Annotated in this window: 18 protein-coding genes; 12 read left to right on the plus strand and 6 right to left on the minus strand. The window is 59.5% G+C overall.

What is annotated here, in order from left to right; translation table 11 throughout:
- Positions 1 to 95: 95 nt before the first annotated feature.
- Entirely contained in the window at positions 96 to 2,693 is a 2,598-nt protein-coding gene (locus tag AB4O01_RS23160) for a hypothetical protein (protein WP_460089675.1), read from the minus strand.
- A gap of 209 nt (positions 2,694 to 2,902) precedes the next feature.
- On the opposite strand from AB4O01_RS23160, the gene AB4O01_RS23165 reads away from it, so the two are divergent.
- From AB4O01_RS23165 to AB4O01_RS23180, 4 genes are all read left to right on the plus strand, one after another.
- Positions 2,903 to 5,215, plus strand: a complete 2,313-nt coding sequence (locus AB4O01_RS23165) for a YgiQ family radical SAM protein (RefSeq protein WP_093430185.1) — start codon at positions 2,903 to 2,905, stop codon at positions 5,213 to 5,215.
- A gap of 424 nt (positions 5,216 to 5,639) precedes the next feature.
- The gene (locus AB4O01_RS23170) at positions 5,640 to 8,915 is read left to right on the plus strand and encodes a transglutaminase family protein (protein ID WP_460089678.1); all 3,276 of its coding nucleotides are present in this window, start codon (positions 5,640 to 5,642) and stop codon (positions 8,913 to 8,915) included.
- A gap of 88 nt (positions 8,916 to 9,003) precedes the next feature.
- The gene (locus AB4O01_RS23175; RefSeq protein WP_460089679.1) at positions 9,004 to 11,490 is read left to right on the plus strand and encodes a circularly permuted type 2 ATP-grasp protein; all 2,487 of its coding nucleotides are present in this window, start codon (positions 9,004 to 9,006) and stop codon (positions 11,488 to 11,490) included.
- Positions 11,490 to 12,380 carry a transglutaminase family protein gene (locus tag AB4O01_RS23180; RefSeq protein ID WP_099757850.1) on the plus strand — a complete coding sequence of 297 codons (891 nt, stop codon included), beginning with the start codon at positions 11,490 to 11,492 and terminating at the stop codon, positions 12,378 to 12,380. Before AB4O01_RS23175 ends, AB4O01_RS23180 begins: the two co-directional genes overlap by 1 nt.
- Before the next feature lie 210 nt (positions 12,381 to 12,590).
- Here the strand turns inward: AB4O01_RS23180 and AB4O01_RS23185 are convergent, their stop codons facing one another.
- Positions 12,591 to 12,788, minus strand: coding sequence for a hypothetical protein (locus AB4O01_RS23185; protein ID WP_095047310.1), 198 nt, complete (start codon positions 12,786 to 12,788; stop codon positions 12,591 to 12,593).
- 68 nt (positions 12,789 to 12,856) lie between these two features.
- The gene (locus AB4O01_RS23190; protein WP_093430190.1) at positions 12,857 to 13,444 is read right to left on the minus strand and encodes an LOG family protein; all 588 of its coding nucleotides are present in this window, start codon (positions 13,442 to 13,444) and stop codon (positions 12,857 to 12,859) included.
- Between the two features lie 340 nt (positions 13,445 to 13,784).
- Between AB4O01_RS23190 and azu the strand changes: the two genes are divergently transcribed.
- Entirely contained in the window at positions 13,785 to 14,228 is a 444-nt protein-coding gene (azu, locus tag AB4O01_RS23195; protein ID WP_008078296.1) for an azurin, read from the plus strand.
- Positions 14,229 to 14,428: 200 nt separating this feature from the next.
- On the opposite strand, the gene nadE is transcribed toward azu, so the two are convergent.
- From nadE to AB4O01_RS23210, 3 genes are all read right to left on the minus strand, one after another.
- Positions 14,429 to 15,256: an ammonia-dependent NAD(+) synthetase gene (gene nadE, locus AB4O01_RS23200; RefSeq protein WP_093430191.1), complete on the minus strand. Its 828-nt coding sequence runs from the start codon at positions 15,254 to 15,256 to the stop codon at positions 14,429 to 14,431.
- 4 nt (positions 15,257 to 15,260) lie between these two features.
- Complete coding sequence (gene pncB / locus AB4O01_RS23205) at positions 15,261 to 16,484, minus strand: nicotinate phosphoribosyltransferase (RefSeq protein WP_093430192.1); 1,224 nt, start codon at positions 16,482 to 16,484, stop codon at positions 15,261 to 15,263.
- Between the two features lie 213 nt (positions 16,485 to 16,697).
- Positions 16,698 to 17,600 carry a LysR family transcriptional regulator gene (locus AB4O01_RS23210; protein WP_095047312.1) on the minus strand — a complete coding sequence of 301 codons (903 nt, stop codon included), beginning with the start codon at positions 17,598 to 17,600 and terminating at the stop codon, positions 16,698 to 16,700.
- Between the two features lie 163 nt (positions 17,601 to 17,763).
- Here AB4O01_RS23210 and amaB point away from each other — a divergent pair, with 163 nt between their 5' ends.
- From amaB to AB4O01_RS23245, 7 genes are all read left to right on the plus strand, one after another.
- Positions 17,764 to 19,254: an L-piperidine-6-carboxylate dehydrogenase gene (gene amaB, locus AB4O01_RS23215; protein WP_460089682.1), complete on the plus strand. Its 1,491-nt coding sequence runs from the start codon at positions 17,764 to 17,766 to the stop codon at positions 19,252 to 19,254.
- Between the two features lie 164 nt (positions 19,255 to 19,418).
- Positions 19,419 to 20,702, plus strand: coding sequence for an L-pipecolate oxidase (gene amaA, locus AB4O01_RS23220; RefSeq protein WP_460089684.1), 1,284 nt, complete (start codon positions 19,419 to 19,421; stop codon positions 20,700 to 20,702).
- A 368-nt stretch (positions 20,703 to 21,070) separates the two neighbouring features.
- Positions 21,071 to 22,204, plus strand: coding sequence for an ABC transporter substrate-binding protein (locus AB4O01_RS23225; RefSeq protein ID WP_007915892.1), 1,134 nt, complete (start codon positions 21,071 to 21,073; stop codon positions 22,202 to 22,204).
- 239 nt (positions 22,205 to 22,443) lie between these two features.
- A complete protein-coding gene (locus AB4O01_RS23230; protein ID WP_007915894.1) occupies positions 22,444 to 23,358 on the plus strand; it encodes an ABC transporter permease subunit in 915 nt (304 codons plus the stop codon).
- A gap of 3 nt (positions 23,359 to 23,361) precedes the next feature.
- Entirely contained in the window at positions 23,362 to 24,663 is a 1,302-nt protein-coding gene (gene livM / locus AB4O01_RS23235; protein ID WP_093430197.1) for a high-affinity branched-chain amino acid ABC transporter permease LivM, read from the plus strand.
- Positions 24,660 to 25,532 carry an ABC transporter ATP-binding protein gene (locus AB4O01_RS23240; protein ID WP_016985385.1) on the plus strand — a complete coding sequence of 291 codons (873 nt, stop codon included), beginning with the start codon at positions 24,660 to 24,662 and terminating at the stop codon, positions 25,530 to 25,532. The genes livM and AB4O01_RS23240 overlap by 4 nt, the downstream gene beginning before the upstream one ends.
- The gene (locus AB4O01_RS23245) at positions 25,529 to 26,245 is read left to right on the plus strand and encodes an ABC transporter ATP-binding protein (RefSeq protein WP_007915900.1); all 717 of its coding nucleotides are present in this window, start codon (positions 25,529 to 25,531) and stop codon (positions 26,243 to 26,245) included. The genes AB4O01_RS23240 and AB4O01_RS23245 overlap by 4 nt, the downstream gene beginning before the upstream one ends.
- The last annotated feature ends 692 nt before the right edge of the window (positions 26,246 to 26,937 follow it).

Below are 26,937 nucleotides of genomic sequence, written 5' to 3' on the forward strand. Positions count from 1 at the left end.
TTCTATCCTTGCGGGTTTGCGCATCAGTTCGCCTGAACGGGAGCTGATGGCAGGGGCGGCGTCATTGCCTGATTGATCGTATGGCCCTGAGTCCTTTACTCAGGCCTGGAAGGCACGCCAGCCTCGCTGGCCAGTGCAAAAATCTTGCTCGCGGTCTTGCCATCGAAGGTCTGGCGCCAGATGGCCACGTGCGGCAAGCCAGCCTGTTCATCGCGGCGCTGAGACTCGATACCGCGTCGGCTCTGTTCGAGGGTTTTGAGGTGGCCGCCTCTTGTGGTGAAACTCAGTGGCGCGGCGTTGTGCTGGTCATAGTGGAAGTGTGCCTCCCATAACGGTGCGTCATCGGCGCGATCAGTGATCGAATAAACGTCGAGAAACGACTTGCCCTTGCCTTTGCCCGATGGCTTGCGATCAACGGTTTTGCTCACGCTGACTTCGTCGGCATCCATCAGATAGTTCAAGCGCATGATGTCGAGCACCTCCCTGTTCTTGTACATGCGCACCAGAACACTTTGGCCATGCGCGTCCAGTGACCCGCCAGCGCTTCGCAAACGCGCAGCCAGGTCGAGGATTTCGGTGTCCGCGTCTTCATGGCTTTCCAGGCGCCTTGCCTGCTCGTTCAGTCGTTCAGTCTCTTTACTCAGGTCTTCGACAATATCGGTCGGATTGGTTTTTCTCGCCTCGTCCACCCTGGCCTTGGCAACGTGTTGTTCGACGTCGGCCAGTAACCGGTTAGCCTCGGCGACCAGCTGTGGTCTGGGTGTACTGGTGATGGGCGGGCGCACTGGCAGCCATTCACCTTGTCTTTTTTCGTAGCGGGATGGCGAATCGGGACGCAACGGGTCCTGGACCTTGACGATGATGTTGCCATCCTGGGTCGTTTCCATGTCCCCGACCATTACCCGATAAGTTCCGTGTTGACGGATCCGGAAAATTTTTCTGGGCGGCACGGGGCGTGCATTTTCGGAGGTGTCTGGTTGCGGCGGAAGGAAATCGAAATCGATATCGTGGTCAATGTTTGGCAGTTCGCGGTCGCGACCAATCGATTCCAGAATGTCGCTCAGTCTGTTTTCGATTCGCTGTTCGAGTGGGTCGATCAAGGTGAGGGCTTCCCTCAGGTACTCGGCCCTGGCAGTGTCGATATCAGTGGTCAGTAGCGCTTCAAATCGAGACTTGTCCGACCTTATCTGATCAAGGCTCAAGAGCAGTGCCATCGGCTGGTGGTGCTGCGGAATCTTGTTCAGGTCGCTGGTGACCAGATCAACCGAGGAAAGCGAGGGCATCGTGGCGTTGGGCGAATGGTCGGGCGCGCCCGCAAACAGGTGTATATAGAGCGTCAGTTTGTTGAAGTCGATACGCTCGGCCGACGGCACTTGCTGTCTGATTTTTTCAAGTATCGGTTCCGCTCCTGGATCGGCTTTTTTGATTTCTGCCAACACCACTTCCCGCTCTTGGATAAACCTCAGCTTCTTGTTCAGGTGGGGGATCATCTTCCTGCAACTGTCGGCGTCGACTTTGGCGCTCGTAGGCTTGAACCTCAGGTCCATGGTCGCCATGAGTCGATTCAGAAACTCCGCACGTTCTATCCGGAAGGTGCGCAATTCCTGTTTGAACAGCCCTTTTGCTTTTGCGCGGATCAGCCAGTTCTTGTTGAGAATAAGTGACTCCACGAAATCTGCTTGCTTGTGAACATGCTTGAGCAGATTCACCTCAAGGTTGAGCAGTTTCAGGTTTTTCTCTGCACTGCCCTCCGGCAATTTTTTGATATCAGCCCAGAGATCGTTATGAAGCGCAGTCGAGTTCTCCAACTCTGCGTGTGCTTTCTGAAAAGGCAGATACATCAGCCTCAAAGTGTCGATGCTTAACCCGGCCGCCTCTGCATCCGTGATGCCGCTCTTCAGCTCTGGCAAATGATAAACCCAGCGATTGCCCTCATCGCGCCGCACAGTCCGCGTTTCGCCGCTGCGGCTGGCGCGGTAGATATTGGCGATATCGGTTGCCACGGGATCTTTCGGGTTGACGATACGCCACGCTTTTTGTGTCGCCGTAGAGGCACTCACATCGTGTATGACCTGATAAACGTGGTTGTGCAGGGACAGGTACAGTCGGCCCTCGTGGCGCAATAACCCGTCGCTGTCGGCCTTGGCGCGTGTGAGTTCGAGATCCGTGCGCAACGTCTGCAGGTGAGTGTCAATCAAGGTCACGGCGTCACCGTCCTTGAGCGAATGCCACAGACCACTGTCGGCGTCGCGCAGCAGTAGCGGACCACTGGCAACCCGCTCGGCCGCGAGTTGGGCGCGGTAGAGGCCGGTCTGCGGATCGACCCCGACCATCACGATGCTGCCGTGCGCGACATCGACGTATTCGCGGCCCTTGTACAGCCTCAAGCCCTCGGTATTGGCCTGGGGCAAACGGTCAGGTGCGGGGATACGGTAACTCTCCAGCGATTTTGCTCCCGTTGCGCCCGTTTTCACCGAGGCGGTTGCTGTGTGCGTGATGACGACGGGAGACGGTCTTGTTACCTCAGGGCTGGCAGTGCCGTGAGTGCCGCCCGGACGCGTTGCAGAGGGGACAGGCAGGGACGGTTCAGGCCCCGTCCGTGGCGCTCGCCCGGTATTGCCTTGCTGCGGCGCATCCGGGCTGGTGGGGGGCTTGACTTTGATGCTGCCCTTGGCGGGCTGTTTGGGTGACATTGCTTCATCCTTGAAGGGTTGCCACATCAGTCGGCGCAGGCACCGGACTGATGAACGTTAAGTTTGAACGATGATCTTTTTGCCTGTTACGGGGTATCGGGCAGGCTCGACGCGGGTTGTAAGAGAAACCGACCATTGCCGTCGGAATTGGTTATTTTTTGTGCTATATTCCGCGCCCGCGAATTTTCACTTCAACACCGGTCGTCGACATGCAAGCAGCCAAGCCGTTATTTGACTATCCAAAATATTGGGCCGAATGTTTCGGGCCAGCGCCATTCCTGCCGATGAGCAGGGAGGAGATGGATCAGCTTGGCTGGGATTCGTGCGACATCATCATTGTTACCGGTGATGCCTACGTCGATCACCCGTCGTTTGGCATGGCGATCATTGGCCGGCTGCTGGAGTCCCAGGGCTTCCGTGTCGGGATCATTGCCCAGCCGAACTGGCAGTCCAAAGACGACTTCATGAAGCTCGGCGAGCCGAACCTGTTCTTCGGGGTTGCGGCGGGCAACATGGACTCGATGATCAATCGCTACACCGCGGACAAGAAAATCCGTTCCGACGACGCCTATACGCCCGGCGGCATGGCCGGCAAGCGTCCGGACCGCGCGAGCCTGGTCTACAGCCAGCGCTGCAAAGAAGCCTACAAGCACGTGCCGATCGTGCTCGGCGGCATCGAAGCGTCCCTGCGCCGCATTGCCCACTACGACTACTGGCAGGATCGCGTGCGTAACTCGATCCTGATCGACGCCAGCGCCGACATTCTGCTGTACGGCAACGCCGAGCGCGCGATCGTCGAAGTCGCCCAGCGCCTGTCCTACGGGCACAAGATCGAAGACATCACCGACGTGCGCGGCACCGCGTTCATCCGTCGCGATACGCCGAAAGACTGGTACGAAGTCGACTCGACGCGTATCGACCGTCCGGGCAAGGTCGACAAGATCATCAACCCGTACGTGAACACCCAGGACACCCAGGCCTGCGCCATCGAGCAGGAAAAAGGTCCGGTCGACGATCCGCAGGAAGCCAAGGTCGTACAGATCCTGGCCAGCCCGCGCATGACCCGTGACAAGACCGTGATTCGCCTGCCATCGGTAGAAAAGGTGCGCGGCGACGCCGTTCTGTATGCCCACGCCAACCGCGTGCTGCACCTCGAAACCAACCCGGGCAACGCCCGTGCGCTGGTGCAGAAGCACGGTGAAGTCGACGTCTGGTTCAACCCGCCGCCGATTCCGATGACCACTGAAGAAATGGACTACGTGTTCGGCATGCCTTACGCCCGTGTCCCGCACCCGGCGTACGGCAAGGAGAAGATCCCGGCCTACGACATGATCCGTTTCTCGGTGAACATCATGCGTGGCTGCTTCGGTGGCTGCACCTTCTGCTCGATCACCGAACACGAAGGCCGGATCATCCAGAACCGTTCCGAAGAGTCGATCATTCGCGAAATCGAAGAGATCCGCGACAAGGTGCCAGGTTTCACCGGGGTCATCTCCGACCTCGGCGGCCCGACCGCGAACATGTACCGCATCGCCTGCAAGACACCGGAAATCGAATCCGCGTGCCGCAAGCCGTCCTGCGTGTTCCCGGGCATCTGCCCGAACCTGAACACCGACCACTCGTCGCTGATTCAGCTGTACCGCAGCGCTCGTGCCTTGCCGGGTGTGAAGAAGATTCTGATTGCTTCCGGCCTGCGCTACGACCTCGCGGTCGAGTCGCCGGAGTACGTCAAAGAGCTGGTGACCCACCACGTCGGTGGTTACCTGAAGATCGCCCCGGAACACACCGAGGAAGGTCCGCTCAACCAGATGATGAAACCGGGCATCGGCAGCTATGACAAGTTCAAGCGCATGTTCGAGAAGTACACCAAGGAAGCGGGCAAAGAGCAGTACCTGATTCCGTACTTCATCGCCGCTCACCCGGGCACCACCGACGAAGACATGATGAACCTGGCCCTGTGGCTCAAGGGCAACGGCTTCCGCGCCGACCAGGTGCAGGCGTTCTACCCGTCGCCGATGGCCACCGCCACCGCGATGTACCACTCGGGCAAGAACCCGCTGCGCAAGGTCACCTACAAGAGCGACGGCGTGACCATCGTTAAGAGCGAAGAGCAGCGTCGTCTGCACAAGGCGTTCTTGCGTTATCACGACCCGAAAGGCTGGCCGATGCTGCGTGAAGCGCTGATCCGCATGGGCCGCGCTGATCTGATCGGTTCGGGCAAGGATCAGTTGATCCCGACTCATCAACCGGCGACCGACAGCTACCAGAGCGCCCGTCGCAAGAACTCGACGCCAGCCGGCAGCCATAAAGTGGCGAAGGACGGTAAAGAGAAGACCACCAAGATTCTCACCCAGCACACTGGCTTGCCGCCACGTGCCAGTGATGGTGGTAACCCTTGGGACAAACGGGAGCAGGCCAAGGCGGCGGCGTTTGCCCGTAACCAGCAGGCTGCGAAAGAGCGCAAAGACGCCGCGAAAGGCAAAGGGCCGAAGCCGACCCGCAAGCCGGTCGTACCGCGCTAAACATCACTTGAGCTGAACAGAGCGCCAACCTTCGGGTTGGCGTTCTGCATTTCCGGGGATGGATATTGGGTTGTCCGGGAGATCCATCCCCCTCACCCCAGCCCTCTCCCCCATGGGGGGCGAGGGGGAAGGGAGCAGATCTCCATGCTTTTCAAGATTTGAGTTCGACTCAAGACCTTCAGGTCGGTGTAGCTCGCTTAGTCAACTCGGTCAGTCCCCTCTCCCTACGGGCGGTCCGACGTTTCGGGAGGGTTAGGGTGAGGGGCTCTTCGCAACATTTACGTGCAATCAGCCCAAACCATTTCCCCGCATCGCCCGATTTTGGTGCTGTACTGCCCTAAGCATTCCGGGAAAGCGCCCAAGCCTCTGCATGGCATAAGTCTTGCGCGCTTTCGAATACGCTTAGGCTCGCAGGAGGCACGCCGTGTCGATTCATGTCGCATTGCATCACGTCACGCATTACCGCTATGACCGCGCTGTCGAACTCGGCCCGCAGATCGTACGTCTGCGCCCGGCTGCCCACAGCCGCACGCGGATTCTGTCGTATGCCCTGAAAGTCTCGCCCGAGCAGCATTTCATCAACTGGCAGCAAGACCCGCAGGGCAACTACCTCGCGCGATTGGTGTTTCCCGAGAAAACCAATGAGTTGCGCATCGAGGTCGATCTGCTCGCCGAAATGGCGGTGTTCAACCCGTTCGACTTCTTCCTCGAACCCTACGCCGAGAAAATCCCTTTCTCCTACGCCGCCGATGAGCGCAAGGAACTGGCGCCGTACCTCGAAACCCTGCCGCTGACGCCGAAATTCAAAGCCTATCTGGACGCCATCGACCGCACGCCGCTGCCGGCGGTGGACTTCCTTGTGGCGCTCAACCAGCGCTTGAGCGAAGACATCGGCTACCTGATTCGCATGGAACCGGGCGTGCAGACCCCGGAACACACCCTTGAGCACGCCTCCGGTTCATGCCGCGATTCGGCGTGGTTGCTGGTGCAACTGCTGCGCAACCTCGGGTTGGCCGCGCGGTTTGTCTCCGGTTATCTGATTCAACTGACCGCCGACGTGAAAAGCCTCGATGGCCCGTCCGGCACTGAAGTCGATTTCACTGACCTGCACGCCTGGTGCGAGGTGTATTTGCCTGGCGCTGGCTGGATCGGCCTGGACGCCACTTCCGGGCTGTTCGCCGGCGAAGGGCATATCCCGTTGGCGTGTAGTCCCGATCCGTCCTCGGCGGCACCGATCAGTGGCTTGGTCGAGCCATGCGAATGTGAGTTCAGCCATGAAATGTCAGTGGAACGGATCTGGGAGGCGCCGCGCGTCACCAAGCCCTACACCGATGAGCAATGGCTGGCGATTCAGGCGCTGGGCCGGCAGATCGATGCCGATCTGCTGGCGGATGACGTGCGCCTGACCATGGGCGGCGAGCCGACCTTCGTTTCCATCGATGACCCGGATGGCGCCGAGTGGAACACCGCCGCGCTGGGGCCGGCCAAGCGGCGACTTTCCGCTGAACTGTTCCAGCGCATGCGCACGCATTACGCGCCGCAAGGTCTGGTGCATTTCGGCCAGGGCAAGTGGTATCCCGGCGAGCAACTGCCGCGCTGGTCGCTCAATTGCTATTGGCGTCGCGACGGTGTGCCGATCTGGCACAACAACGCACTGATTGCCGATGAGCAGCAGGACTACGGAGCGGATGGCGAGCTGGCCGGACGCTTCCTCGCCAGTGTCGCCGAGCGCCTGAAATTGCCTACACGTTTTGTCTTCCCGGCCTACGAAGACAATTTCTACTACCTCTGGCGCGAGGGCACGTTGCCGAGCAATGTCAGCGCCGAAGACTCACGTCTTGAGGAACCGCTGGAGCGCGCACGCCTGCGCAAGGTCTTCAGTCAGGGCCTGAACAAGGTAATCGGTCAGGTGTTGCCGCTGGCGCGCACCGCCAAAGGCGATCAATGGCAGAGCGGGCGCTGGTATCTGCGTGACGAACATTGCCGACTGGTGCCGGGGGATTCGCCGCTGGGCTATCGCCTGCCGTTGGGGTCGCAGCCGTGGGTGAAGGCCGCCGAGTATCCGTTCATTCATCCTCAGGATCCGAATCAGGACTTCCCTGAGCTGCCGGAAACCGCGCAGCTCAACAGTCATGGCGAACCTGCCGCGACTGACGAACGCGTGCCAAAAATCGACGAATCTGCCGACTGGCTGACCCGCACTGCATTCTGCGCCGAAGCCCGCGAGGGGCGTTTGTACCTGTTCATGCCGCCGCTGGAGCGGGTTGAGGATTATCTGGAACTGGTGGCCGCCATCGAAGCCACCGCCGAAGAGCTGCATTGCCCGGTGCTGCTGGAAGGCTATGAGCCGCCGAGCGATCCGCGTCTGAGCAATTTCCGCATCACCCCGGACCCGGGTGTGATCGAGGTCAATGTGCAGCCGTCGGCGACTTGGGACGAGTTGGTCGAACGCACCGAATTTCTCTATGAAGAGGCGCGCCAGACCCGCCTGACCACCGAGAAATTCATGATCGACGGTCGTCACACCGGCACCGGCGGCGGCAACCATTTCGTTCTCGGTGGGGCGACGCCGGCGGATTCACCGTTTCTGCGCCGCCCGGATCTGCTGCGCAGCCTGATCAGTTACTGGCACAACCATCCATCGTTGTCGTATCTGTTTTCCGGCTTGTTCATTGGCCCGACATCGCAGGCGCCGCGTGTCGATGAGGCGCGTAATGATGCCTTATATGAACTGGAAATCGCTTTTGCGCAGATGCCCGAGCCGGGCGAGGAATGCGCGCCGTGGCTGGTTGATCGACTGCTGCGCAACCTGCTGATCGACGTCACCGGCAACACGCACCGTGCCGAGTTCTGCATCGACAAACTGTATTCACCGGACGGCGCCACCGGGCGTCTCGGCTTGCTTGAGCTGCGTGCTTTTGAAATGCCGCCCCATGCGCGCATGAGCCTGGCCCAGCAGTTGTTGCTGCGGGCACTGGTCGCGCGTTTCTGGCGCGAACCTTATGCGCCGCCGAAACTGGCGCGCTGGGGCACTGAACTGCACGACCGCTTCCTGCTGCCGCACTTTATCGAACAGGATTTCGCCGATGTCATCGTCGAACTGAATAACGCCGGTTATCCGCTGCGCGCGGAATGGTTTGCCGCTCACCTGGAGTTTCGTTTTCCCAAGGTCGGCGATTACGCCGTCAACGGCATCGAACTGGAGCTGCGTCAGGCGCTGGAACCGTGGCATGTCCTGGGCGAGGAGGGCGCGGCTGGCGGCACGGTGCGTTACGTCGACTCATCGCTGGAGCGTTTGCAGGTCAAGCTCAAAGGCCTGCCGCCGCAGCGCTATCTGCTGACCTGTAACGGCATCGCCGTGCCGTTGCATCCGACCGGACGGGTTGGCGAGTTTGTCGCGGGTGTGCGTTACCGTGCGTGGCAACCGGCCAACTGTCTGCAACCGACAATACCCGTGCACGCACCGCTGGTGTTCGACCTGCTCGATACCTGGATGGGCCGCTCGCTGGGCGGTTGCCAGTACCACGTCGCGCATCCGGGCGGGCGTAATTACGAGACGTTGCCGGTCAATGCCAACGAAGCGGAGAGCCGGCGCATGGCGCGATTCTTCCGCGTCGGACACACGCCGGGGAAACTTCCTATACCCAACGTGGAAATCAGTGACGAGCTACCGATGACAATCGATTTGCGACGTTTCTAGATCGCACGCGACATGCGGATTTTTCGTATATCCGCATGTCATGTGCCTGCGTTAGTCTGACCGTTCCTTGCTGTCTGCCGAGCTTTCCATGCCTGACCTGCTAGACCGCTACCCGCTGACGGCGGGCACTTATCACGAACTGCTCGACGGCAGTGGCGCGGTGCGCCCGCACTGGCGGCGGTTGTTCGATCAGTTGCAGCGCAGCACGCCGGCGCAACTGGTGCAGCGTCAGGCACTGCTGGCGCGGCAGATTCAGGAAAACGGCGTCACTTATAACGTCTATGCCGACCCGAAAGGCGCGGATCGGCCATGGGAGCTGGATCTGTTGCCGCATGTGATTGCGGCGGATGAATGGCAGCAATTGTCGGCAGGCATCGCTCAGCGCGCGCGACTGCTCAACGCTGTGTTGGCAGATTTGTACGGGCCGCAGCGGTTGATCAGTGAAGGTTTGCTGCCGGCAGAGCTGGTCTTTGGTCACAACAACTTTCTCTGGCCGTGTCAGCATATCGCGCCGCCGGAAGAGATATTTCTGCACCTGTACGCCGTGGATCTGGCACGTACGCCGGACGGGCGCTGGTGGGTGACTGCCGATCGCACACAAGCGCCATCGGGCGCAGGGTATGCCCTGGAAAACCGCACCATCGTGTCGCGCGCCTTTCCCGAGTTGTACCGGGATCTGAAGGTGCAGCATCTGGCGGGATTCTTCCGTACATTGCAGGAAACCCTCGCGCGACAGGCGCCCAGTGACGATGACGCACCGCTGGTGGTACTGCTCACGCCGGGGCGCTTCAACGAAAGCTATTTCGAACATTTGTATCTGGCTCGTCAGCTCGGTTATCCGCTGGTCGAGGGCGGTGACCTGACGGTGCGCGACGCCACGGTCTACCTGAAAACCCTCAGTGGTTTGCGTCGGGTGCATGCGATCATGCGCCGGCTCGATGATGATTTCTGCGATCCGCTGGAGTTGCGCACGGACTCGGCACTCGGCGTTCCCGGGTTGCTTGAGGCAGTACGCCAAGGGCGGGTTCTGGTCGCCAATGCGCTGGGTAGCGGCGTGCTGGAGTCGCCGGGATTGCTGGGCTTTCTGCCGAAGATCAACCAATACCTGTTTGGCGAAGAACTGATTTTGCCGTCGATCGCGACGTGGTGGTGCGGTGAGGCGCCGGTGTTGGCCCAAGCCCTGGAAAAACTGCCCGAACTGCTGATCAAACCAGCATTTCCTTCGCAGAGCTTCGCGCCGGTCTTTGGCCGTGATCTGAGTGAAAAACAGCGTCAGGCGCTTGCCGAGCGCATGCAGGCGCGTCCTTATGCCTATGTGGCGCAAGAATTGGCTCAACTGTCCCAGGCACCGATCTGGCAGGCGGAAAATGGTCAACTGCAACCACGGGCGATCGGCATGCGCATGTACGCCGTGGCGGGTGCTGACGGTTATCGCGTGCTGCCCGGTGGTCTGACCCGGGTGGCCGCCGAGGCTGATGCCGAAGTAGTGTCGATGCAGCGCGGTGGGGCGAGCAAAGACACTTGGATACTCGGTGATCGTCCGCCCAGTGGCGAGCAGTGGAAGAGTCAGCGCAGCGTTGGGGTCCATGATCTGGTACGACGCGACCCGTATCTGCCCTCACGGGTGGTGGAAAACCTGTTCTGGTTCGGCCGTTACTGTGAACGCTGTGACGACAGTGCGCGACTGCTGCGGATCATGCTCGCGCGCTATGTCGACGGCGACGACCCGCAAGCGTTGCAGGCGGCGGTCGACCTCGGTGAGCGGCTGACGCTGCTGCCGGATGAAGGTGAACTCCCTGAGCGCCTGTTGGCGGCGCTGCTCGGTGAGGACTGGTCGTTCAGCCTGCGTTCCAACCTGCAGCGTTTGCAGTGGGCGGCCTCGCAGGTGCGCGGCAAGCTTTCGCGGGAGAACTGGCAAGCGCTGGTGGAGTTGCAGCGCGAAGCGATGGAACTGGACACCGACGAGCCTGATTTCGGCGAACTGCTGGACTTCCTCAACCGGCTGGTGATGTCGCTGGCGGCGCTTTCCGGGTTTGCTCTCGACGACATGACCCGCGACGAAGGCTGGCGCTTTCTGATGATTGGCCGGCGCATCGAGCGACTGCAGTTTCTCAGCAGCAGCCTTGCGGCGTTTCTGCGTGGCGCCGGTGCTTTCGATCAGGCAGGCCTGGAGTGGTTGCTGGAGTTGGGCAACAGCAGCATCACCTACCGCTCACGTTATCTGGCGGTGGCGCAATTGATTCCGGTGCTCGACCTGTTGTTGCTCGACGAGCAGAACCCGCACGCGGTGTTGTTTCAGTTGAAACTGGTGACCCGCACCTTGAAACGTTTGAACGATGATTTCGCGGCGCCACGGGAGGCGGGATTGCCGCAACTGGTCGAGCGTCTGGCGCGGTTTGATCTGGGATGTCTGGAGAATCCGCTGTTCGGGGAATCCAGCGTACGAGCCGCTCTGAATGGTCTGGCGGATCTGCTGCAGGACATTGCCGAGGCCAGCGGGCAGGTGTCGGATCGTCTGGCCCTGCGCCATTTCGCCCATGTCGATGATGTCAGCCAGCGCACGGTGTCCGTTTGATGAATGCTCGCTACCAGATCCTCCACGACACCTGTTACCACTACGACAGCCCGGTTTCCCTGGCGCAGCAACTGGCGCACTTGTGGCCGCGAAAATGCGATTGGCAGCGTTGCACCGAACAGCAATTGCTGATCAGTCCGGACCCGACAGCACGGCGCGATGAGCTGGATGTGTTTGGTAATCCGTTGACCCGACTGGCCTTCGAACGCCCGCATGACGAGTTGCAGGTCAATGCGCAACTCACGGTGGAAGTGCTGGCGCGGCCTGTGCTGGATTTCAATCAGTCGCCCGCCTGGGAGCTGACCCGCGATGCGCTGACCTACAGCAGCCAGCCGTTGTCCGCTGAGTTGCTCGAAGCTTGTCGCTACCGCTTCCAGTCACCGTACGTACATTTGAAGCGCAGTTTCGTCGAGTTTTCACAAAGCTGTTTTCCGCCGGGGCAGCCATTGCTTCTCGGTGTGCAGGACTTGATGCAGAAGATCTTCAGCGAATTCACCTTCGACGCCGAGGCGACCCAAGTGGCGACGCCCTTGGTGGAAGTACTGGAGCGACGACGCGGGGTCTGTCAGGACTTCGCTCACCTGATGCTGGCGTGCGTGCGCTCGCGAGGGCTGGCAGCGCGTTATATCAGCGGCTATCTGCTGACCCAGCCACCGCCGGGGCAACCACGCCTGATCGGCGCTGATGCGTCGCATGCCTGGGTGTCGGTGTTTTGTCCGGTGCTGGGCTGGGTGGATTTCGATCCGACCAACAATGTGCAGCCTGCGCTGGAGCACATCACGCTGGCGTGGGGGCGGGATTTTTCCGATGTGTCACCGCTGCGCGGGGTGATTCTGGGCGGCGGCAATCATGACCCGGAAGTGCGCGTCACCGTGATGCCCCTGGATTAACGCCGATCAAACTGTAGGAGTGAGCCTGCTCGCGATAGCGGTGTGTCAGCAGCAAATATTTACACTGATACACCGCTTTCGCGAGCAGGCTCGCTCCCACAGGGGATTTTGCTGTATTGGGGAGGGGAAGGGCTGTGAGGGCCGGCAGTGGAACCGCCAGCCCCGTCACAAATCCGCAGGGTCTGATTCGATGATCAAACCCGGTGGGGTTCAGGCGTCGGGCGCCTGATCTTTCGGTGTTTCAGTCGCTTCGGTTGCATCAACATCATCTTGCGTCGCCACTTCACCGTCAGGGTTCAGTGCCGCTTCCTCAGCGGTTTGTTTCTTGCGCTGAAGCTTTTCCTCTTTCTTCTGTTCCTTTGCCAGGTCTCGTTGACGTTTGGCGAAGGAGTAATTGGGTTTGGCCATGGGCGATCCTCTTGGGTCGAAGGTGAGGTTGAGCGGCGCATATTCTGCCTTGTATCGGTGCCTCGTGGTTAGCCGGGTTTTTGGTCGACCCATTTTGGCGTGACGGTCGGCTTCCAGTTATCCAGGGCATCGAGCAGGGTTTGCGCTGATTCGCTCACTTGCAGCATGTCACGGTGTGGCGCGCGAACGAAGCCTTCGCCGACGATATGGTCAAGAAATGCGGTGAGTTTGCTGTAGAAACCGTTCACTTCCAGCAAACCCAACGGCTTGCCGTGGTAGCCGAGCTGGCCCCAGGTCCAGACTTCGAACAGCTCTTCCAGCGTGCCGAGGCCGCCGGGCAGGGCGATGAAGGCGTCGCTCAGCTCGGCCATGCGTGCCTTGCGCGCGTGCATGCCATCGACCACTTCCAGGCGCGTCAGGCTTTTGTGGCCGATTTCCTTGTCCATCAGGCTTTGCGGGATGATCCCGATGACTTCGCCGCCGGCAGCCAGCGCCGCGTCAGCAACAATGCCCATCAAACCCACGGCGCCACCGCCGTAGACCAGGGTCAATTTACGTTCGGCCAAGGCCCGGCCAAGGGCGACGGCGGCTTCGGTGTAGGCCGGAACAGTGCCGGCGTTGGCACCGCAAAATACACACACAGATTTCAGAGACATGCCTTCCTCCTGGGTCAATCCGTCACAGGGTAATGGCTGGCAAGCCTCGATCCAAGGCCTAAACTTCGCGTTCAGGCGATTCAAAGGTACCGCTGGCGCCACAGGCGTAGGCGGCGAGCAAACTGCACAACAGACCGTTAAAGAACATGACAGGCACTCCGTCTCAGTAGATGCGCCGATCATAGGGCGGGCCGGGAATTCTGGCCGTTAGATTGTTTCGATGAATGTCATAGCCTGAAAGTTGTATACAATTTTTGACTCAAGTCATAGGAACTTGCGAAGATTTCAGGCAGTCTTTCCATCATTCGTGTTTTTGTTAACCCTGCCTTGGAGATTCACCATGTTTTCCAAAGTTGTTGCGGTATCCCTGCTGGCGCTGGCCAGCAGCCAATTGATGGCTGCCGAGTGCAAAACCACCGTTGACTCCACCGATCAGATGTCCTTCAACACAAAGGAAATCGTGATCGACAAGAGCTGCAAGACCTTCACCGTCGAACTGACCCACTCCGGCAGCCTGCCGAAGAACGTCATGGGCCATAACCTGGTGATCAGCAAAGAAGCTGACATGCAGCCGATCGCTACCGCTGGCCTGGCCGCCGGTATCGACAAGAACTACCTGCCGGAAGGTGATGCACGCATCATCGCTCATACCAAGATCATCGGCGCCAAGGAAACCGATTCGCTGACCTTTGACGTAGCGAAGATTGCTGATGGCGGCTACGGCTTCTTCTGCTCGTTCCCTGGCCACATCTCGATGATGAAAGGCACGATTACTGTCAAGTAATCAGGACCACCGCGTCATCGTTCTTCGCGAGCAGGCTCGCTCCCACAGGGTTCTGTGTCGGTCACACATTTTGTGAACAACAGATAAACCTGTGGGAGCGAGCTTGCTCGCGAAGGGGCCATCCGCATCAATGAATGTAATGGCCAAAGAAAAGCCCGCTGAGGATCACTCCTCAGCGGGCTTTTTCATTTCATCAGCGTTTACGGCGCAAACGGCATCACACGCTTGTGATGGGTCTTGTTGTAGGTCGCAACGATGATGTCGAACGCTTCCTGACGCACCGGTTCACCGTGCAGGAACGCATCGATCTCGGCATACGTCACGCCATGCGAAGCCTCATCAGGTTTGCCCGGCGACAAATCCTCAAGGTCCGCCGTGGGCACTTTCTCGACCAGCGACTCCGGCGCGCCAAAGCTGCGCGCAATCGCCCGCACCTGATTCTTCACCAAGCCACTGAGCGGTGCCAGATCACAAGCGCCGTCACCGAACTTGGTGAAGAAACCCATCACCGCTTCCGCCGCGTGATCGGTGCCGATCACCAGACCGTGCGCCGCGCCGGCGATGGTGTACTGCGCCACCATGCGCATCCGCGCCTTGGTGTTGCCCAGTACGAAGTCCACCGACACCGCGTGCTTGCCTTCAAACGCCGCGACTTCACTGGCCAGCGACTTCACCGCCGGGCCGATATTTACGGTATGGCGCTCGTCCGGCGCGATGAAATCCACCGAGGCCTGGGCGTCGTGTTCGTCAAACTGGGTTTCGTACGGCAGACGCACGGCGATGAATTTGTAGCTGTTGTCGCCGGTCTGGTCACGCAACTCGCGCATCGCCCGCTGGGCCAGCAGGCCGGCGGTCAGTGAGTCGACGCCGCCACTGATGCCCAGCACCAGCGTCTTGAGCCCGGAATTGACCAGGCAATCCTGAATAAAGGTGATGCGCCGGGCGACTTCGGCCTGCAGGGCCTTGTGGTCGGCGAACGGCGGTTGCACCTTGAGCTGTTCAGCAATCTCACGCTGTACGGCTTGCATGAATTCACTCCTTGCTAGATAGACTGGAATCGGCAGGAACCTGGAAAACGTGTCGCAAATAGGCGACAAAATTCGGGTCTTTACAGTGGGTCTTGCCTGGCTCGTCGGAGATCTTTGCCACCGGTTGGCCGTTGCAGGCGGTCATTTTAAGCACGATGCTCATCGGTTCGACACCCGGAATGTCACAGGTGAGGTTGGTACCGATGCCGAAGCTGACGTTGATCCGCCCGTGCAGCGCACGGAAGATCTCCAGCGACTTGGGCAGGGTCAGGCTGTCGGAGAACACCAGGGTCTTGCTCATCGGATCGATGCCGAGCTTGTGATAATGCGCGATGCATTTTTCGCCCCACGCCACAGGATCGCCGGAGTCATGGCGCAGGCCGTCAAACAGCTTGGCGAAGAACAGGTCGAAGTCGCCGAGGAACGCATCGGTGGTGATGCAATCGGTGAGCGCGATCCCGAGCAGGCCACGGTATTCGCGAACCCAGCAATCAAGCGCGGCGATCTGGCTGTCGATCAGCCGTGGACCGAGTTGCTGGTGCGCCATGATCCACTCGTGGGCCATGGTGCCCAGCGGTTTCATGTCCAGCTCGCGGGACAGGTGCACGTTGCTGGTGCCGACGAAACGCCCGGGGAAGTCGTGTTTGAGTACATTCACCACTTCAGCCTGTACGCCATACGAAAAGCGGCGGCGGGTGCCGAAATCGGCGACCTGCAGTTGCGACAACTCGTCGGCCGAGGCGTTGGCGGTCAGCCAGTCGAACTTGCGATAGAGCTGTTCGCGCGCTTGTTCCAGCACGGTTTCGCGGTAGCGATAGCGGTTGCGCACTTCGCTGACGATCGCCAGCAGCGGCACTTCGTAGAGAATCACATGCAGCCACGGCCCGCGCAGACGGATGAACAATTCGCCGTTCTCGATGCCGGTGTGCAGATACCGCAGGTTAAAGCGGAACAGCCCGAGAAAGCGCAGGAAGTCCGGCTTGAGGAAGCTGATGCGCTCGAGAAAGCTCAGTTGATCGGCGCTCAGGCTCAGTTCGGCCAGACGCTCGATCTGAAAACGGATCTCGGCCAGATACGGGCGCAGATCCTCGCTATTACGGCAACGGAACTCCCATTCGACTTCGACGTTGGGGTAGTTGTGCAGCACCGCCTGCATCATCGTCAGTTTGTAGAAGTCGGTGTCGAGCAGGTTCTGCACGATGCGATCGGCAAACACGCTCTCGCTCATAACGGGGTCTCCAGGTGCGCCGCGCCTGTGCGCGGTCTCAATCGATGGCGCTAGTGGCGCATATCAGGGACGAAGATTGCCAGCAATTTTTTAGATCACCGCAGAACCCTTGTCGGAGCGAGCCTGCTCGCGAAGGCGTCATTTCAGTCGAAATGGGTATTGAATGTGCCGGCCTCTTCGCGAGCAGGCTCGCTCCCACATTTTTCAATCGGGTCAGTCATTCGGGCTATCGATCTGCTCCAGCATCCACTTCACGAAATCCCGTACCTTTGGCACTTCCGCCGCATGCTCCGGGTATGCCAGGTAATAGGCATCGGTGCTGGGCATGGCATGCTCAAAAGGAATGACCAGTTTGCCGTCGGCCAATTCCTCTTCCACCAGAAATCGCGGCAACAACGCCACACCGCAACCAACCTGCGCGGCACGGATGCACATATAAAAGGTTTCGAAACGCGGCCCGTGATAGCTGTGCTCGGTCTGATAACCCTGACTGTCGAACCAGTCGTGCCAGGCCTGCGGGCGCGAGGCATTTTGCAGCAGGACCAGATCGGTGAGTTGCGTCGGATCAGTAAACGGCTTATCAGGCAGGCTGCCCGGCGCGCACACCGGCACCAACTCTTCGCCGAACAACTTCAGGCACTCAGTGCCGGGCCGTGAACCCTGGCCGAAATAGAACGCCAGATCGCTGCGCCCTTGCAGCAGATCATCCGCTTCCTGCTCGTTGCACAAGTCCAGATGAATCGACGGATGGCGTAGCCGCCAGCCTTTCAGGCGTGGCACCAGCCAGCGCGCACCGAAGGTCGAGGGCGTCGAGACGCGCAGGACTTCGGTCTCGCCGCCGTAGGAACGCAGGTAATGCGTCGACATCTCCACTTGTGTGAGGATTTTTCGTACTTCAACCAGGTACAAATCCCCGGCCGGGGTCATCTGCAAACGTCGACGCACGCGGCGAAACAATAAATGCTGCAACAGCTCTTCAAGCTGCGCGACCTGTTTGCTCACCGCACTCTGGGTCAGATTCAGTTCCTCGGCGGCGCGCGTGAAACTGAGGTGCCGGGTCACGGCCTCGAAACACTGCAGGGCGGTGATCGAGGGCAAGTGGCGTTTGTTGAGCATGGCCGATCCTTTTCTTGTCTTTCTGTGCGCAGCATGAATAAACGGAATGATATCTCGCGTAAAGGTCGTTTGTTGCCTCGCCATTGTGACGCTACAACTAAAGGCCTGCCCGGTCGCGAAAAAGCGTCCGCACACATTCAGTTTTTTGCTTGAGGAGTGACCCATGGTTGCCGCATTGCTTGATCGTCTTGGTGTGAACCCGGCCCTTTATCAGAACGGCAAAGTGCCGGTGCATTCGCCGATCGACGGCAGCCGCATTGCCGCCGTGAACTGGGAAGGCCCGGCCGAAGTCGAGCAGCACATCAGTCGCGCAGATCATGCGTTCGAGCTATGGCGCAAAGTACCGGCTCCGCGTCGTGGCGAACTGGTGCGTCAATTCGGTGAAGTACTGCGCGAATACAAGGCTGATCTCGGCGAACTGGTTTCCTGGGAGGCGGGCAAGATCACTCAGGAAGGCTTGGGTGAAGTGCAGGAGATGATCGACATCTGCGATTTCGCCGTCGGCCTGTCCCGCCAGCTGTACGGTTTGACCATTGCCTCCGAGCGTCCGGGCCACCATATGCGTGAAACCTGGCATCCGCTGGGCGTGGTTGGGGTGATCAGCGCGTTCAACTTCCCGGTTGCGGTGTGGGCATGGAACACCACGCTGGCCCTGGTCTGCGGCAACCCGGTGGTGTGGAAACCGTCGGAGAAAACCCCGCTGACCGCGCTGGCCTGTCAGGCGTTGTTCGATCGCGTGGTGAAGAATTTCAGCGATGCGCCGGCGAACCTGTGCCAGGTGATCATCGGCGGTCGCGATGCCGGCGAAGCGCTGGTCGATGATCCGCGTGTCGCACTGATAAGCGCCACCGGTAGCACGCGCATGGGCCGCGAAGTGGCGCCGAAAGTCGCCGCGCGTTTCGCTCGCAGCATTCTGGAACTGGGCGGTAACAACGCGATGATCCTCGGCCCGAGCGCCGATCTGGACATGGCGGTACGGGCGATTCTGTTCAGCGCCGTCGGTACTGCCGGGCAGCGTTGCACCACCCTGCGTCGATTGATTGCCCACGAGTCGGTGAAAGAAGAAATCGTCACTCGTCTCAAGGCTGCTTACTCGAAAGTGCGCATCGGCAACCCGCTGGAAGGCAGTCTGGTTGGCCCGCTGATCGACAAGCACAGCTTCGAAAACATGCAGGACGCCTTGGAGCAGGCATTGAGCGAAGGCGGTCGAGTGTTCGGCGGCAAGCGTCAGCTCGAAGATCAATTCCCCAACGCCTATTACGTTTCGCCGGCCATCGTTGAAATGCCCGAGCAGAGCGACGTGGTCTGCAGCGAAACCTTCGCGCCGATTCTCTACGTGGTCGGTTACAGCGATTTCCAGGAAGCGCTGCGCCTGAACAACGCCGTGCCACAAGGTTTGTCGTCGTGCATCTTCACCACCGATGTGCGCGAGGCCGAGCAGTTCATGTCGGCAGTCGGCAGCGACTGCGGCATCGCCAACGTCAACATCGGCCCGAGCGGTGCCGAAATTGGCGGCGCGTTTGGTGGCGAGAAAGAGACCGGTGGCGGGCGTGAGTCCGGCTCGGACGCGTGGCGCGCCTATATGCGCCGGCAGACCAACACCGTGAACTACTCGCTGGAGTTGCCGCTGGCGCAGGGCATCACATTCGACTGACAGGTGGAGATCCCTCCTTGTGGGAGCGAGCCTGCTCGCGAATACGGTGGGTCAGTCGACATTGATGTTGGCTGATACGCCCCTTTCGTCGGAACGCCGCCCGGAGCAAGCTCGCTCCCACAGGATCAGCACTGTGTTTGGCAGGTTTCTGTTGGAGTCTGGCAATGCCGTTACGCGAAGAATGTCTGTGGGAAAAGCTCACGCCGCAAAGGCCGGATAACACCGCGCTGCGGGGCGAAGTAAAGGTCGATGTCTGCGTGATCGGCGCCGGGTTCACCGGATTGTCGGCGGCGCTGCATCTGTTGGAAAAAGGCAAAAGCGTCTGCGTGCTGGAAGCGCATCGCGCCGGTCATGGCGGTTCCGGGCGCAACGTCGGGCTGGTCAACGCCGGCCTCTGGATACCGCCGGACGAGATCGAGGCCGGGTTTGGCGAAGCGGTCGGCAGCCAGCTCAACCGCATGCTCGGAGCGGCGCCGGCGCTGGTGTTCAGCCTTGTGGATAAGTACAACATCGATTGCCAGTTGCGCCGCGAAGGCACCCTGCACATGGCGCACAACGCCAAGGGCGAGGCGGATCTGCGCAGTCGCGAGCAGCAATGGAAGCGCCGTGGTGCGCCAGTCGAACTGCTGACCGGCAAGGCCTGCGAGCAAGCCACCGGCACGCAAAAAATCGCTGCTGCGTTGCTCGATCGTCGCGCCGGTACGCTCAACCCAATGGCTTATGTCACCGGGTTGGCCAACGCAGTGAGCGGACTCGGCGGGCAAATGTTCGATCATTCCCCAGTCTCTCGCCTTGAGCGTCAGGGCGCGAAATGGTCGGTGCAGACCGAACACGGTTCGGTATTGGCCGAGCAAGTGGTCATCGCTTCCAACGCCTACACCGAAGGCGACTGGACCGAACTCAAACGCAACTTCTTCCCCGGTTATTACTACCAGGTCGCCTCGGTACCGCTGAGCGAAGACGCCGCGCAGGAAATTCTCCCGGGCGGGCAGGGCTCGTGGGATACGCGTCAGGTGTTGAGCAGCATCCGCCGTGACAAAGAAGGGCGGTTATTGCTCGGCAGCCTGGGCAACGGCAATCAAAAACCGACCTGGTTTCTCAAGGCCTGGGCCGATCGCGTGCAGCAGCACTATTTCCCCAATCTGAAACCGGTCGAGTGGGAATGCACCTGGACCGGGCGTATAGCTTTTACGCCCGATCACCTCATGCGCCTGTTCGAGCCAGCGCCGGGGCTGGTGGCCGTCACCGGTTACAACGGCCGTGGCGTCACCACCGGCACCGTGGTCGGCAAGGCTTTCGCTGATTACCTGTGTGACGGAAATCCTCAAGCCCTGCCGATTCCCTTCGCACCGATGCAGCCCCTGACCGGTGTGGGCTTGCGCAGTTGCCTGTACGAGGCCGGGTTCTCGCTGTATCACGCGGGCCAGTGCCTGCGCATTGTGATTTGAGTGTTGAAATATGTTGCCGGACGCGGCGCTTTTTCACGTAGCGACTAGCCTGTAATGGTGCGGGTTGTAGCAGTCCCGCACCAGCAGTGTGCAGTTCGGTGACGCGGGCTGTTACAGGCTGGTTGCACGTCGTTTGGCGCCGCGGTTGCAATGATGGCGCGTGCGGGTTGCGCCGGAAAAAATAAATGGTTTCACCTTCCGCGGTTTAGACGGTTGCACGCCCAATGAAAATGGGAACGAAACAGTCGAAATAACAAGAAAGCAGCGACTTTTTGAAGAATAAAAAACCGATGGCACGGCCCTTGCTCAGAGCAATCAGTGAAGCGAAGTCGCAGTGCCAACTAAAAAAAACCTTGGAGCACCACCTCATGTCCCAGACGTTTTACAAGAAAGGCTTTCTGGCCCTCGCAGTGGCTACTGCGTTGGGTGTTTCTGCGTTTGCTCAAGCTGATGTGAAAATCGGTGTAGCGGGTCCAATGACGGGCGCCAACGCGGCATTTGGCGAGCAGTACATGAAGGGTGCACAGGCAGCGGCTGACGCAGTCAACGCGGCAGGCGGCGTCAACGGGGAGAAAATCGTACTGGTCAAAGGCGATGACGCCTGCGAACCGAAGCAGGCCGTGACGGTCGCCAAGGACCTCACCAACCAGAAAGTCGCCGGCGTGGTCGGTCATTTCTGCTCCTCTTCGACCATTCCAGCGTCGGAAATCTACGACGAAGCCGGGATCATCGCGATCACCCCGGGTTCGACCAACCCACAAGTCACCGAGCGTGGCCTCAGCGCCATGTTCCGTATGTGCGGGCGTGACGATCAGCAAGGCATTGTGGCCGGCGACTACATCGTCGACGTGCTCAAGGGCAAGAAAGTCGTCGTACTGCACGACAAAGACACCTACGGCCAAGGCCTGGCGGATGCCACCAAAGCCCAACTGGTCAAGCGCGGCGTGACGCCTGTGTTGTACGAAGGCCTGACCCGTGGCGAAAAAGACTTCAGCACCATCGTTACCAAGATCCGTGGCGCTGGCGCCGACGTCGTCTACTTCGGCGGTCTGCACCCGGAAGCCGGCCCGCTGGTTCGCCAACTGCGTGAACAAGGCCTGAAAGACGTCAAGTTCATGTCCGATGACGGCATCGTGACTGACGAACTGGTGACCACCGCCGGTGGCCCGCAATTCGTCGACGGCGTACTGATGACCTTCGGCGCCGACCCACGCCTGCTGCCAGACAGCAAGACCGTGGTAGATGCTTTCCGCAAGGCCGGTACCGAGCCTGAAGGCTACACCCTGTACGCCTACGCTTCGGTGCAAACCCTGGCTGCCGCGTTCAACGGCGCGAAGTCCAACAAGGGCGAAGAGGCTGCGGCCTGGCTGAAGAAAAACCCGGTTAAAACCGTCATGGGTGAAAAAACCTGGGACTCTAAGGGCGACCTGAAAGTCTCCGACTACGTGGTTTACCAGTGGGACAAGGACGGCAAATATCACCAGCTGGAAAAACAGAAGTAAGGGCTGACGCGATCAGCTGATCCCACCAATCCAATGTGGGAGCGAGCCTGCTCGCGAAGACGGAATGACTGCCAACACATGTGTTGAATGATCGACCGCTTTCGCGAGCAGGCTCACTCCCACAGGGACGGTGTGGGATGGGTTGATCGTGGCTGACATTGCTCCGACGTAAATCTGTATTTTTCCTAGAAGAACCGCACATCACTGGTGTGCAGGTTCTCACTGCGTGAGATTGCGTTATGGATGGTATTTTCCTGCAGCAACTGGTCAACGGCCTGACCCTCGGGTCGGTCTATGGCCTGATCGCCATCGGCTACACAATGGTCTACGGCATCATCGGCATGATCAACTTCGCCCACGGCGAGGTTTACATGATTTCTGCTTACCTGGCGGCAATCAGTCTGGCTCTGCTGGCTTACTTCGGTATTGAATCCTTCCCGCTGCTGATGCTCGGCACCCTGATTTTCACCATCGTGATCACGGCGGTGTATGGCTGGGTCATCGAGCGTGTCGCTTACAAACCCCTGCGCAACTCCACCCGACTGGCACCGTTGATCAGCGCCATCGGTATCTCGCTGATCCTGCAAAACTACGCACAGATCGCCCAGGGCGCCAAACAACAGGGCGTACCTACCCTGCTGACCGGGGCGTGGCGTGTTGAAGTCGGTACCGGCTTCGTGCAACTGACCTACACCAAAGTCTTCATTCTGGTGGCCGCGTTCGTCGGCATGGGCCTGCTGACCTACGTCATCAAGTACACCAAGCTCGGACGCATGTGTCGTGCGACCCAGCAAGACCGCAAGATGGCTTCGATCCTCGGCATCAATACCGATCGGGTCATTTCCTATGTGTTCATCATCGGTGCAGCCATGGCGGCGCTGGCCGGCGTGCTGATCACCATGAACTACGGCACCTTCGACTTCTATGCCGGCTTCATTATCGGCATCAAGGCGTTTACCGCAGCGGTACTCGGCGGGATCGGTTCATTGCCCGGGGCAATGCTCGGCGGGATCATCCTCGGCATCTCCGAGTCGCTGTTCTCCGGCCTGGTCAACTCCGACTACAAAGACGTGTTCAGCTTCTCGCTGCTCGTACTTGTTCTGGTCTTCCGGCCGCAGGGCCTGTTGGGCCGTCCTCTTGTGTCGAAGGTGTAAGCGATGTCTTCAACCACTCAAAAATCCATCGATATCAAAAAAAGCCTGGTTGAGGCGATTCTTGCCGGCCTGATTGCCCTGATCGTTTTCGGCCCGATTGTCGGCGTCGTGCTCGAGGGTTACAGCTTTAACCTCGAACCGACCCGCGTGGCCTGGATCATCGGCATTGTCATGCTTGGCCGCTTTGCCCTCAGCCTGTTCCTGCAAACGCCCAAGGGCCTGAAAATTCTCGACGGATTCGAGAGCACCGGCTCTGGTGTGCACGTGCTGCCTGCCGATCACAAATCCTCGCTGCGCTGGATCATTCCGTTGCTGATTGTGCTGGCGGTCATCGTGCCGTTTGTCTCCAACTCCTATCTGCTCGGCGTGGTCATCCTCGGGCTGATCTACGTGCTGCTGGGGCTGGGGTTGAACATCGTGGTCGGTCTGGCCGGTCTGCTCGACCTTGGTTATGTGGCGTTCTACGCCATCGGTGCCTACGGTCTGGCCTTGGGTTATCAATACCTGGGTCTGGGTTTCTGGACGGTATTGCCGCTGGCTGCGATCACTGCCGGGCTGGCCGGTTGCATCCTCGGTTTCCCGGTGCTGCGTCTGCATGGCGACTACCTGGCGATCGTGACCCTGGGCTTCGGTGAAATCATTCGTCTGATCCTCAACAACTGGTTGTCGCTGACTGGCGGCCCGAACGGCATGCCGGCGCCATTGCCGACGTTCTTCGGTCTGGAGTTCGGCAAGCGGGCGAAGGATGGCGGGGTGCCGTTTCATGAGTTCTTCGGCATCGCCTACAACCCGGATGTGAAGTACTACTTCATCTACGCAGTGTTGTTTCTCGTGGTGTTGGCCGTGCTGTACATCAAGCATCGTCTGGTGAAAATGCCGGTCGGCCGCGCCTGGGAAGCCTTGCGTGAAGATGAAATCGCCTGCCGCTCGATGGGCCTCAATCACGTGTTGGTCAAGCTCTCGGCGTTCACCATCGGGGCATCGACCGCCGGTCTTGCCGGGGTGTTCTTCGCCACCTACCAAGGCTTCGTCAACCCGACCTCGTTCACCTTCTTTGAATCGGCGTTGATCCTCGCCATCGTCGTGCTCGGCGGTATGGGCTCGACCATCGGCGTGGTGATCGCGGCATTCGTGCTCACCGTCGCCCCGGAACTGCTGCGCGGCTTTGCCGAATATCGCGTGCTGCTGTTCGGCATCCTGATGGTGTTGATGATGATCTGGCGACCACGCGGGCTGATTCGCATCAGTCGGACCGGGGTCACTCCACGCAAAGGTGCCATTCACTATGAGAGGACTGCGCCATGAGTGAAGTCGTACTCTCTGTTGAAAAACTGATGATGCATTTCGGTGGCATCAAGGCCTTGAGCGATGTCAGCCTGAAGGTCAAACGCAACTCGATCTTCGCCCTGATCGGCCCCAACGGTGCAGGCAAGACCACGGTGTTCAACTGCCTGACCGGGTTCTACAAGGCCTCGGGCGGCAAGATCGAACTCAATGTGCGCGGTCAGCAGACCAACGTCATCCAGTTGCTCGGCGAGTCGTTCAAACCGACCGACTTCGTTTCGCCGAAATCTTTCCTCAGCCGTATGTACTACAAGATGTTCGGCGGCACGCACCTGGTAAACCGTGCAGGCCTGGCGCGGACGTTCCAGAACATTCGCCTATTCAAGGAAATGTCGGTGCTGGAAAACCTGTTGGTGGCCCAGCACATGTGGGTCAACCGCAACATGCTTGCCGGCATCCTCAATACCAAGGGCTACCGCAAGGCCGAAAGTGACGCGCTGGATTGCGCGTTCTACTGGCTGGAGGTGGTCGATCTGGTGGACTGCGCCAACCGGCTCGCCGGTGAGCTTTCCTACGGCCAACAGCGTCGTCTGGAAATTGCCCGGGCCATGTGCACGCGGCCGCAGATCATCTGCCTCGACGAACCGGCCGCCGGCCTCAACCCTCAGGAAACCGAAGCGCTCAGCGCGATGATCCGGCTGCTGCGCGACGAGCACGATCTGACCGTGGTGCTGATCGAACACGACATGGGCATGGTTATGAGCATTTCCGACCACATCGTGGTGCTGGACCACGGCATCGTCATCGCCGAAGGCGGGCCTGAAGCGATCCGCAACGATCCGAAAGTGATCGCAGCCTATCTGGGCGCCGACGAAGAGGAGCTGGTATGACGCAACCGATCCTCGAACTCAAAGACCTCGACGTCTTCTATGGCCCGATCCAGGCCCTCAAAGGTGTTTCGCTGCAGATCAACGAAGGGGAAACTGTCAGCCTGATCGGCTCCAACGGTGCCGGCAAATCGACGTTGCTGATGTCGATCTTCGGCCAGCCACGGGCGGCAGGCGGGCAGATTCTTTATCAAGGCGTCGACATCACCCACAAGTCCTCGCACTACATCGCTTCCAACGGCATTGCGCAGTCGCCGGAAGGGCGGCGAGTGTTCCCCGACATGACCGTCGAGGAAAACCTGCTGATGGGCACCATCCCGATTGGCGACAAGTACGCCAAAGAGGACATGCAACGCATGTTTACGCTGTTCCCACGGCTTGAAGAGCGACGTAACCAACGGGCGATGACCATGTCTGGTGGTGAACAGCAAATGCTCGCCATTGCCCGTGCCTTGATGAGCCGACCAAAGTTGTTGCTGCTCGATGAGCCGAGCCTGGGCCTGGCGCCGATTGTGGTGAAGCAGATTTTCGCGACCCTGCGCGAATTGGCGAAAACCGGGATGACCATTTTCCTCGTCGAGCAGAACGCCAACCATGCGCTGAAGCTGTCGGACCGCGCATATGTGATGGTTAACGGCGAGATTCGCCTGACGGGCACGGGTAAAGAGTTGCTGGTGAATGAGGAGGTGCGTAACGCCTATCTGGGCGGGCACTGATTCTTCGACGTTATGCACAACCCCGGCGACGAAAGTCCCGGGGTTTTTTCATTCCGCAAATCCACCGCAACCCCCTGTAGGAGTAAGCCTGCTCGCGATCGCGGTTTCCCATTCGCCATCACCGGTGGCTGATACACCGCTATCGCGAGCAGGCTCACTCCTACAGTTGATCTGCGCCAGAATCCAGAATTGTGGAAAACAAATTCCCCAAGCTGCCAAAGCGCGACATATAGACGCTGCAAATGGCTGTTTTTCCACAGTTTTGACTTGTCCCCGTTTGCTGTGGAGCTGGCTGTGAATAACGTGGGTGTATCTGGCTGCGCGCCATGTAAACCGTGGCCTGCAAGTGTGTGGTTGTTTTTTGATCAGGCGTTTTTGCGGGGCTTGAAGTCTTTGTTGTCAACCTTTTTATAGTGTCGCGGATAGCAGCGATTCCGGGTGAACAAGCCTGTGGATAAGTCTGTGATTAAACTCTGGAAAGACTGCGCTGAGGGCCGTAATTACTGGCCTCGCGCAATCACTGCGCTGACTGCTCGGTCGTGCAAAATGCCATCTCCCGCACATCTGCCGCTTCAGGGTCAAGCAAAAAACTTTCTATTTCGCCCGCAAAGCCTTGTGTGGCGCGGCTTTGCGCGTTTCCAGTTGCCCCCGGAAACTGTGGAAGGGACTGTGGATAACATGCGTGCACATGG

This window comes from Pseudomonas sp. S2_E02 (genome assembly GCF_054668355.1).

Excerpts from the sequence above, each read along its gene's own strand:
- AB4O01_RS23160 (WP_460089675.1), bottom strand. The coding sequence starts at position 2,693 with ATGTCACCCAAACAGCCCGCCAAGGGCAGCATCAAAGTCAAGCCCCCC.
- AB4O01_RS23165 (WP_093430185.1), top strand. The coding sequence starts at position 2,903 with ATGCAAGCAGCCAAGCCGTTATTTGACTATCCAAAATATTGGGCCGAA.
- AB4O01_RS23175 (WP_460089679.1), top strand. The coding sequence starts at position 9,004 with ATGCCTGACCTGCTAGACCGCTACCCGCTGACGGCGGGCACTTATCAC.
- AB4O01_RS23180 (WP_099757850.1), top strand. The coding sequence starts at position 11,490 with ATGAATGCTCGCTACCAGATCCTCCACGACACCTGTTACCACTACGAC.
- AB4O01_RS23185 (WP_095047310.1), bottom strand. The coding sequence starts at position 12,788 with ATGGCCAAACCCAATTACTCCTTCGCCAAACGTCAACGAGACCTGGCA.
- AB4O01_RS23190 (WP_093430190.1), bottom strand. The coding sequence starts at position 13,444 with ATGTCTCTGAAATCTGTGTGTGTATTTTGCGGTGCCAACGCCGGCACT.
- azu (WP_008078296.1), top strand. The coding sequence starts at position 13,785 with ATGTTTTCCAAAGTTGTTGCGGTATCCCTGCTGGCGCTGGCCAGCAGC.
- nadE (WP_093430191.1), bottom strand. The coding sequence starts at position 15,256 with ATGCAAGCCGTACAGCGTGAGATTGCTGAACAGCTCAAGGTGCAACCG.
- pncB (WP_093430192.1), bottom strand. The coding sequence starts at position 16,484 with ATGAGCGAGAGCGTGTTTGCCGATCGCATCGTGCAGAACCTGCTCGAC.
- AB4O01_RS23210 (WP_095047312.1), bottom strand. The coding sequence starts at position 17,600 with ATGCTCAACAAACGCCACTTGCCCTCGATCACCGCCCTGCAGTGTTTC.
- amaB (WP_460089682.1), top strand. The coding sequence starts at position 17,764 with ATGGTTGCCGCATTGCTTGATCGTCTTGGTGTGAACCCGGCCCTTTAT.
- amaA (WP_460089684.1), top strand. The coding sequence starts at position 19,419 with ATGCCGTTACGCGAAGAATGTCTGTGGGAAAAGCTCACGCCGCAAAGG.
- AB4O01_RS23225 (WP_007915892.1), top strand. The coding sequence starts at position 21,071 with ATGTCCCAGACGTTTTACAAGAAAGGCTTTCTGGCCCTCGCAGTGGCT.
- AB4O01_RS23230 (WP_007915894.1), top strand. The coding sequence starts at position 22,444 with ATGGATGGTATTTTCCTGCAGCAACTGGTCAACGGCCTGACCCTCGGG.
- livM (WP_093430197.1), top strand. The coding sequence starts at position 23,362 with ATGTCTTCAACCACTCAAAAATCCATCGATATCAAAAAAAGCCTGGTT.
- AB4O01_RS23240 (WP_016985385.1), top strand. The coding sequence starts at position 24,660 with ATGAGTGAAGTCGTACTCTCTGTTGAAAAACTGATGATGCATTTCGGT.
- AB4O01_RS23245 (WP_007915900.1), top strand. The coding sequence starts at position 25,529 with ATGACGCAACCGATCCTCGAACTCAAAGACCTCGACGTCTTCTATGGC.